This is a genomic window from Dapis hubbardiae BLCC-M172 (genome assembly GCF_050016015.1).
GTDB lineage: Bacteria > Cyanobacteriota > Cyanobacteriia > Cyanobacteriales > Microcoleaceae > Trichodesmium.
This window is the reverse complement of record NZ_JBNHEQ010000124.1, coordinates 1-2332: the sequence shown is the minus strand read 5'-3', so window position 1 is coordinate 2332 and position 2332 is coordinate 1. Positions and strand designations below refer to the sequence as shown.

The following is a 2332-nucleotide window of genomic DNA, read 5'->3' as shown; positions in this document are numbered from 1 at the left end:
TAATATTTACATTTCCGGCGGTGCCTTGTGCTGAAAATGTTTCTATTTGTTGGGTGGCGTTTATTTCTCCTTGTTGACTGATAATTTCAACGTTTCCACCTGTGGTTGGTTTGTCTGGGTTGAGGGCGCTTGCTTCTAATTTGCCTGTGGTAATGTTTTCTCTGGCGTTGAGAGTTATATTTCCGGTGCCGTCTGGGGAACGAGAATTTATGGTTCCGGCGGTGGTGTCTATTGTGCTGTTGTTGCTGTCAAGGGTGATGTTTCGGGCGACTCCTTGGGTTGCTTCTCCTTGGGGTATGGGAATGAGGGTAAAGTTTTCGTTGTTGTTAAATTCTTGTCTTTGTCTGACAAAACCCGATGCTAGGTTTATTTCTCCTGTTTCTATTGCACCCTCCGCAATAATATCAATTTTTCCTGTGTCGCCTATGTCTGCACCGGAATATATTTGGGCAGTCGTGGTGTTAATATTATTTCCGGCTTCAAGAATAATATCTCCCCCTTTACCTCTCCCTATCTCCCCATCTCCCCTACTCCCCCGCTCCCCTACTCCCCCTCTCCCTGCTCCCCCTCTCCCTGCTCCCCCGCTCCCCGGCTCCTCTGGTGGTTCGGATGCGGAAATAATATTACTGTTTTCTGCAATATTAATGTCGCCTCCTGCTTGGATGGTGATTTTTCCTCCGTCTGCGTCGGCGAAGGTGTAGATGTTGGTGGTGGTTATATTTCCTTGGGGTGCTTCTAGAAGTAAGTTACCTCCGTTGCCTCCTCCTGAATAGTTGGCTAGGAAGTCTCCGTTGCTGGTGTCTATGTTTCCGGTTTCTGATGTGATGGTTATTTCACCGCCTTGTTGTTGTCCGTGGGAACTAATAGTATTGGTGGTTATGTCTGTTTTGGCTTGGAGGCTGACATTTCCAGCGTTTGCTCCTTCTGAAAATGATTGAATTGCTTGAGTGGCGTTAATTTCTCCTTGTTCGCTGGTAATACTAATGTTGCCTCCGTCGGCTGTTTCGGTTTGACTGCTGGCTTGGGAGGTAATAATTCCTGTGGTTATGTTGTTTTCGGCTGCGATGTTTATTTCTCCTGCGTTTCCAGCATCGGTGCTTTTGGCGGAGATGGTACTATTTGGAGCTGTCATTTCTCCTGTGTTGATAATAATAGTGCCTCCGTTCCCTGTACCTGTTGTTTCTGTTAATATTTGACCTTCTAGTTGGAATGTTTGTGTGGGGTTAATATTAATTCTGCCTCCGTCTCCGCTGTCGGATGTGGAGGCTGAGATGGTGGTGTTTTCGGCTATTGTCAGGTTTTTGGTTTCTATGTTGATAATGCCTGCGTCTCCACTACCTTCTGTTTCGACTGAGATAAAGCCGTTTCCTGAAATATTTATGTTTTCTGGGGCGAATATGTTGATGTTACCTCCGTCTCCTATGGATGTGGTGCGAGCAGATATGAAGCCTTGCTCTGTGAAAGTAATATTGAGGTCTTGGTCAAATTCCCCTATCTCCCGTACGGACGTTGCATGCAACGTCCCTACTTGCTCCCCTACTTCCCTATATGGGTTGAGGGTTAGGGTTCCGGCGGGACTTTCTCCTGCTGTTTCGGCGAATATTCCGAGTCGCCCTGATATGAATAATTCTGTGGCATTAATAGTGATATTGCCTCCTGCTTCTGTGTTGGTTGCTCTTTCTCTGGCGGTGGCACTAATTTGGGCGTTTTCTCCTATGGTTAGTTGTCTGGTGTTTATTTCTATCTCTCCTGCTTTTCCTGCATCGTTGGTTTCAGTGGTGAGACTTGTTCCAGTTTCTAGGGTGAGGTTGTTTGTGTTAATGTTGATAACTCCAGCGTTGCCTTTGTCTTCTGTGGAAGCGCTTATGGCTACTTTGTCGGATAGGGTAAGGTTTTTTGTGTCTATGTTGATAGTGCCAGCGTTGCCAATGTCAGTGGTTTCTACTGCGATGAAGCCGTTGCCTTGAATGTTGATGGTTTCTGGAGCTGATATATTAATGTTACCTCCATTGCCTGTGGAACTGGTGGAGGCTGAGATGAAGCCTTCATTGGTAAAGGTAATGTCTAGGTTGGGGTTAGTTTTGTAGGGGCTGAGGGTAAGGCTGCCTGCGTCTGCTATGGCTTCGGTTTCAGCAAATATTCCGAGTTCTCCTGCGATGTCAAGTTTGTTTGTGTTAATGGTGATGTTTCCTCCTGGCTCTGTAGTGCTGGCTCCGATGTTAACTGTGGCACTTATTTGGGCGTTTTCGCCGATAGTTAGTTGGGGGGTTTTTATTTCTATGTTTCCGGCTTTTCCACCTCTGTTAGTTTCTACTGATAGTTGGCTGTCTAC

1 protein-coding gene is annotated in these 2332 nt (G+C 46.3%); it reads right to left on the bottom strand.

Annotation, left to right across the window (positions count from 1 at the left end; all coding sequences use genetic code 11):
* Nucleotides 1-2332, bottom strand: a 2332-nt coding sequence (locus ACP6PK_RS11160) for a beta strand repeat-containing protein (protein WP_426559666.1), incomplete at both ends; no start/stop codon positions are given.